This is a genomic window from Streptomyces sp. NPDC058157, from assembly GCF_042884105.1.
GTDB lineage: Bacteria > Actinomycetota > Actinomycetes > Streptomycetales > Streptomycetaceae > Streptomyces.
Map to the genome: position 1 here is coordinate 1 of NZ_JBHVUQ010000307.1, position 6,193 is coordinate 6,193.

The 6,193-nt window shown below is 74.8% G+C and carries 6 protein-coding genes and 1 pseudogene; all 7 read left to right on the forward strand.

Going from position 1 to position 6,193, the window contains the following annotated elements; genetic code table 11:
• Positions 1-627: pseudogene (locus ACFVXK_RS36450) on the forward strand (MFS transporter); the annotation flags it as partial.
• 48 nt (positions 628-675) lie between these two features.
• A complete protein-coding gene (locus ACFVXK_RS36455; protein WP_389621008.1) occupies positions 676-1,332 on the forward strand; it encodes a LysE family translocator in 657 nt (218 codons plus the stop codon).
• A 98-nt stretch (positions 1,333-1,430) separates the two neighbouring features.
• On the forward strand, positions 1,431-2,174 hold the full coding sequence (locus ACFVXK_RS36460) for a hypothetical protein (RefSeq protein WP_389621011.1): 744 nt from the start codon (positions 1,431-1,433) through the stop codon (positions 2,172-2,174).
• The gene (locus ACFVXK_RS36465; protein WP_389621014.1) at positions 2,171-3,349 is read left to right on the forward strand and encodes a cytochrome P450; all 1,179 of its coding nucleotides are present in this window, start codon (positions 2,171-2,173) and stop codon (positions 3,347-3,349) included. The genes ACFVXK_RS36460 and ACFVXK_RS36465 overlap by 4 nt, the downstream gene beginning before the upstream one ends.
• A gap of 146 nt (positions 3,350-3,495) precedes the next feature.
• Positions 3,496-3,981, forward strand: a complete 486-nt coding sequence (locus ACFVXK_RS36470; RefSeq protein WP_389621016.1) for a DedA family protein — start codon at positions 3,496-3,498, stop codon at positions 3,979-3,981.
• A gap of 81 nt (positions 3,982-4,062) precedes the next feature.
• Positions 4,063-5,241, forward strand: coding sequence for a family 1 glycosylhydrolase (locus ACFVXK_RS36475; RefSeq protein ID WP_389621019.1), 1,179 nt, complete (start codon positions 4,063-4,065; stop codon positions 5,239-5,241).
• Between the two features lie 189 nt (positions 5,242-5,430).
• Complete coding sequence (locus ACFVXK_RS36480; protein ID WP_389621022.1) at positions 5,431-6,171, forward strand: alpha/beta hydrolase; 741 nt, start codon at positions 5,431-5,433, stop codon at positions 6,169-6,171.
• The last annotated feature ends 22 nt before the right edge of the window (positions 6,172-6,193 follow it).

The window sequence follows — 6,193 nt, forward strand, 5'->3', positions numbered from 1 at the left end:
GGCGAATCCCCGGGCGAATCCCCGGGCGAGGGGGAGAAGACCGGCAGGTCCCGGGCCGCGTTCTCCGCCGCCGCCCTGTGGATGGGAGCGGCGATGGCCTTCGCCACCGTGACCGAGGGCGCCATGAACGACTGGTCGGCGCTCTACCTGGACACGGTGGCCGGAGCCTCCGAGCAGGTCGCGCCGCTGGGCATCGCCGTCGTCTCCGTGACGATGGTGACGGCCCGCCTCTTCGCGGACGGCCTGCGCAGCCGCTGGGGCGACGGCCGCGTCGTCCGGGCCGGCAGCGCCCTCGCGGGCACCGGTCTGGCGCTCGCGCTGCCGGCGGGCGGCGTCGTGCCCACCCTGCTCGGCTTCGCCTGCGTCGGCCTCGGGGCCGCCGCGGTGACCCCGTGCGTCTACGTGGCCGCCGCCCGCAAGGGCCCGGACGCCCTCGCCCTGGTCGCCGCGATGGGAACCACCGGCCTGCTGGCCGGCCCGGCCCTGATCGGCTTCATCGCGAGCGCCGGCAACCTGTCCTGGGGCATGGCGGCGGTCGCCGCCTCGGCCCTCCTGGTCACCCTGTGCGCCACCCGCATCAGCTGGCCCCGTCCCACCACCGGCATCAGTACCGCTGATGCCCGGTGAAGCAGAAGGCATTGGACGTGATCGCGGCCCCGGCACCAGGATGACCGCATGACCGTTTCCTCTGCTCTCGCCTCCTTCGCCGTGGTGGCGGGCATGCTGACCATCATGCCGGGGCTGGACACCGCCTTGGTGCTGCGTTCCGCCCTCACCCAGGGCCGGCGCCGGGCCTTCGCGACGGCCCTGGGGATCCTCTGCGGGGTGCTCGTGTGGGGCGTGGCCGCCGCGGTCGGCGCCTCGGCGGTGCTCACGGCGTCCCGCCTCCTGTACGACGCGCTGCGCGTGGCCGGCGCCGCGTACCTGGTCTGGCTCGGCATCGGCATGCTCCGCCGCACCCTCGCGGAGCGCCGCCGCCCCGCGTCGCCGCAGGAGGCGCCGGAGGCGGGCGGCGCGCCGGCCACGGAGGAGACCTGGGCCCGGTCCTGGGCACGCGGCCTGGGCACCAGCCTGCTCAACCCCAAGAACGGCGTCTTCTACATGGCGATGCTGCCCCAGTTCATCCCCGAAGGAGCCCCGCACCTCCTCATGGGGGTCGTCCTGGCGGCCGTCCACGACCTGGAGGGACTGGTCTGGTTCAGCGCGCTGATCTTCGGCACCCACCTGGTCCGCCGCTGGCTGGACCGCGCCCCGGTGCGCCGTGCCATCGACGCGGTCACCGGCACGGTACTCGTCGGCTTCGGCGTGAAACTCGCCCTCGCGGACAGCTGACGACCCGTTGCACGGCCCTCGCCGCGCGGTGCCCGGACCGGGTGCGGCTACAGTTCGGGCGGGCCGGCGCGGTCCACTCGTAGCCGGGGGCTCCTCACATGTCCAAGCACCACTTCTCCGTCCTGCCGGCGGCCGTCGGCTGCCTCCTGCTCGCCGCCTGCTCCGGCGGCCCGGCGGGAAGCCCGACCGCCGCGCCCACGCCGGCCCGGACGCAAGCGTCGGGCCCACCGTCCGTCCCCATGCCGGCCCGGGGTGCGGCCGGCGAGGTGCCGGACAACGCGCGGCTGCGGGAGCTGGTGCTGCAGCCGGGGGAGGACGGCGGAGTCCCGGACCCCGACCGCGGCATCCGGGACGTGCACCCGTCCGAGTTCGGGACGTACGCCGCGACCGAGGGCGACCCGCCCGCGTGCCGCACCCTGTGGGCCCTGTTCAACCACAAGGGCGCCCGGGCGGCCATCGCCCAGACCTTCACCTCGAAGCGCCCGGGCGAACCGAGCGTCAACTTCCTCGCGTCCCACCCGGGGACGGGTGCCGCGACGGCCTTCGCCGAGCTGCGCGAAGCCGCCGCGGCCTGCGGCCCGCACGGTTCCGACGGCACCACGTCGACCGTGGCGACCGAGGAGCTGCACGGCTCGGGCTTCCCCGAGGAAGCCATCCGGATCAGGATCACCATCCACGAGGAGGGCTCCGCCGCCTCCAACAACATCTCCGAGCGCATCGTGGCCCGGGTCGGGTCGTGCATCGTCGACATGTCGGGGCTGTGGTCGCAGCTGCAGACCCGTCTCGGCGAAGCGCCCGTCCTCCGGCAGATCGAACGGCTCCGGGCGGGGCAGGGACTGTGACCCCGGACCCCCGGCCCCAGGGCCCCTACGCGGCGTACGAGGAGTACGCGGCCACGCGGGCCGCCGGTCCGGTGCGGTTCCTCCCCGCAGGGTCCGCGGGAGGTCCCGCCTACCTGGTCACCGGCTACGCGGAAGCCCGGGAGGCCCTCGGCGACCCGCGGCTCTCCAAGGACACGGGGGCCTTCTTCGCGGACAAGGAGTCGCGCCGCCGCCTGCACCCGGCCGTGTCCCGCTCCATGCTCGCCACCGACCCGCCCGGGCACACCCGGCTGCGCAAGCTGGTCACCGGGGCCTTCACCACCGGGGCCGTCAGGCAGCTGCGGCCCTTCATCGCCCGCACCACCGACGAACTCCTGGCCCGGTGGAACCCCGGGGAACCCTTCGACTTCGTGGCCGGTCTGGCCGTCCCGCTGCCGGTCATCGTGATCTGCGAGCTCCTCGGCGTACCGCAGGCCGACCGGTCCGCGGTCCGGCGCTGGTCGGCGGGGCTGTTCGCCGACGGGCAGCCCGAGGCCGTCGACGAGGCCTCGCACGCGCTGGCCGGCTACATGACGGAGCTCATCGCCGCCAGGCGGCGGGCCCCCGGCAGCTCGCTCCTGGACCGGCTGATCGCGGCACGGGACGGGCAGGACCGGCTGAGCGAGGAGGAACTGGTCTCCCTGGCCGTGCTGCTGCTCGTGGCCGGGCACGAGACCACCGCCAACGCCCTCGGCAACGCCCTCCTGGCCCTCCTGCGCAGCCCGGCCGTGCCGGCCCGCCTCCGCGCGGACCCGGACATGCTCCCCGCCGTGCTGGACGAACTGCTGCGCTTCGACTCACCGGTGGGCACTGCCACCTTCCGGTTCACCACGGAGCCCGTCACCCTCGGCGGCACCGCGATCCCGGCCGGGGTCCCGGTCCTGGTCGCGCTCGGGGCGGCCAACCGGGACCCGGACCGGTTCCCGGCGCCGGACCGCCTCGACCCGGACCGGGACGCGGCGGCCCATCTCGCCTTCGGCCACGGCATCCACCGCTGCGTCGGCGCCCCCCTGGCCCTGGCCGAGGCCGAGATCGCCCTGCGCGCCGTGCTGACCCGCTTCCCCGGGGTGCGCCTCGCCGTACCGGCCGAGGAGCTGCGGTGGCGGCGCACCCGTCTCGTCCGCGGCCTGGCCTCGCTCCCCGTCCTGGACCGGTAGGCCGCGCGGCACCGCGCACGGGCGCCCTGTACCACCGCATCCGCGTTCGGTTAGGCTTACCTTCCTTGATGGGTGTCGCGGGTGGCCGGTCATCCATGGAACGATCGACACGAAGCGGAACGGAACGGGAGCCGGGATGAGGCGTCGTGGATAAGATCGCGCTCACGGCCGGGGCCCTGTACGCCATCGTCCTGCTGCGCGCCGGAGGGACGTTCGCCGTCGGATGGCTCGCCGGCGCCGGGGCCCGGCGCAGCAGGTTCGCCGCCCGGACCTCCTCGGCGAAGTTCCGGCGCGCCGAGCGGGCGATCCAGCGCTGGGGCGCGCCCGTGGTGGCCGTCTCCTTCCTGACCGTAGGCCTCCAGACCGCCGCCAACTTCCTCGCCGGCAGCATGCGCATGCCGTTGCCGCGCTACCTCCCCGCCCTGTTCGTCGGCGGAGCGGCCTGGGCGCTGATCTACGCGACCGCGGGGATCGGCGTGCTCGAGGTGCTGGGCAGGCTTTTCGCCGAACGGACGGCCCTCGGGGTGTCCGGCGTGGCCGTCCTCCTCCTCGCGGTCGGCGCGGCGGTGCTCTACCGCAGGAGGAGGGCGGCGGCCCCGTCCTCCGTGGGCGGCGTGGCCGACGAGTCCTGATCCCGCCCCAGGGGGCAGGGCGGCGCGGCGGCCGGTGATACGTTTTCGATCATCAGCCCGCACCCGATCAGGAGCACCGCCATGACCTCGTCCACCCTCGGGCCCAGCAGCTTCCCTCCCGGTTTCAGGTGGGGGACGGCGAGCTCGGCCACCCAGAGCCAGGGTGCGACACCAGCGGACAACTGGTGGGCGTGGGAGGAGGCCGGCAAGGCCCCGCGCAGCGGCGACGGCAACGGCTTCGGCGAGCGGTACGCCTCCGACTTCCGGCTCCTGGCCGACTGGGGGTTCGGCGAGTACCGGATGTCGCTGGACTGGGCCCGGATCGAGCCCGCGCCCGGACGGTACGACCAGCGGGCGGTCGAGCACTACCGGGAGGTCCTGCGGGCGGGCCGCCGGGCGGGGCTGTCCCTGTGGGCGTGCCTCCTGCACACCGCCCTGCCCGCCTGGTTCGCCGCCGACGGCGGCTTCCTCGCGCCGGCGGCCGCCGCCACCTGGGCCCGGCACGTGGACTTCGCCGCGGAGGCCTTCGGTGACCTCGTCGACGGCTGGATGCCGGTCAACAACCCGTCCGGCTACGCCGAGAAGGCCTACCTCCGCGGCACGTTCCCGCCCGGGCACGCCTCCCAGGAGGAGTTCCTCACCGTCCTGCGGGCCGTCCACGAGGCGGAGTTCGAGGCCGCGCTGCGGCTGCGCCAGACCGGGAAGCCCACCTCCACCAACGAGGCGCTGGTCCCCCTGCACCCGGCGGACACCGGCGCCGACGCCGCAGGCGCCACCGCCCTCGTCGACGCCGTCCTGTGGGGCACCTGGCTCGACCTGGCCCGGACCCCCCGCTACGAGGACGCCTTCGACCAGTACGGCTTCAGCTACTACTTCGCCGCCGCCGTCGACGCGTCCGCGAACCTCCTGCCCCACCCCGCCGGACACCCCGCGGGCCCGCAGGGGTACGCCCCGTGGGCACCGGGCCTGGGCGAGGTCCTCTCCCGGCTCCACACCGAGCTGCCCGGCAAGAGGTTCCTCGTGGCCGAGATCGGCCTCGGCGGCGACGACGACGCCCGGCGCGCCGCCTACCTCTCCGACGCCCTCGAACAGGTCCGCCGGGCCCTCGCGGACGGGATGGACATCACCGGCGTGCACCTGTGGACCGGCGTGGACAACTACGAATGGCTCGACGGCCACACCGTCCCCTTCGGCCTCTTCGACCGCGACCGGACACCCAAGCCCAGCGCCCACCTCATCCGCTCCCTCCTCCGCGGCTGAGGCCCGGCACCCGGGAATCCGGTTGGCGGCCGTCCGGACCCCCTGCTATCTTTCCGGCAGCCGTGCAGGAGAACGAGGAGGTGGTACCCGTGAACGCAGTATCGACATGGGTGCTCCCCTCCGGGGTCACGGCCGGGCGATAGGTCGTCCGGGAGCGCCGCCACACGCGCACTCCCGAAAGGCACGACCGTGCACTTCACTTCCGAACAGCACCTCGACGGCGACGTACTCGAGCGCGAGTTCACCCTCGACGGGATCCCCGGCATCCTCTGGACGCCCGCATCCGCCTCCGCGTCCGCCCCGGTACCGCTGATCCTGCTCGGCCACCCCACTCTGGGCCTGGCGAAGATGTACCCGCGGCTGGCCGCCCGCGCCCGGCACGCCGCGGCGGACGGCTTCGCCTCGGCCGCCGTCGAACTCCCCGGAAGCGGCGACCGCCCGCGCTGGGAGGTTCTCGAACAGGCCCGCGCCGACCTGCGCCGGGCCCTGCAGGCCGGCGAACCGGTCGGCGAGGAGATCGTCGACGCCCTCGTCCTCCCGCTCGTCGACCGGGCGGTCCCCGAGCTGCGGGCGGCCCTGGACGCCCTCCTGGAACTGCCCGGGATCGACGGCCCGGTCGGGTACTCGGGCGGAGTGATCTCCATCGGCGTCCGCCTCGCGGTGGTCGAGCCCCGCATCAAGGCCGCCGGCCTCTTCGCCGGCAGCTTCGTGCCCCGCGCCACCTTCGAGGAGGCCCGCCGGGTGACCGTTCCCCTGCACGTCCTGCTGCAGTGGGACGACGAGGGCAACGACCGGCAGGCGGCCCTCGACCTGTTCGACGCCTTCGGCTCCGAGGAGAAGACCCTCGTCGCCAACATGGGCGGGCACACCGGCGTCCCCCGGTCCGCGGGGGAGGACGCGGCCCGGTTCTTCACCCGCCACCTGAAGTGACGACGGGCCGTCCGGCCCCCGC

Coding starts and splice junctions, on each gene's coding strand:
- ACFVXK_RS36455 (WP_389621008.1), top strand. CDS start 676: ATGACCGTTTCCTCTGCTCTCGCCTCCTTCGCCGTGGTGGCGGGCATG.
- ACFVXK_RS36460 (WP_389621011.1), top strand. CDS start 1,431: ATGTCCAAGCACCACTTCTCCGTCCTGCCGGCGGCCGTCGGCTGCCTC.
- ACFVXK_RS36475 (WP_389621019.1), top strand. CDS start 4,063: ATGACCTCGTCCACCCTCGGGCCCAGCAGCTTCCCTCCCGGTTTCAGG.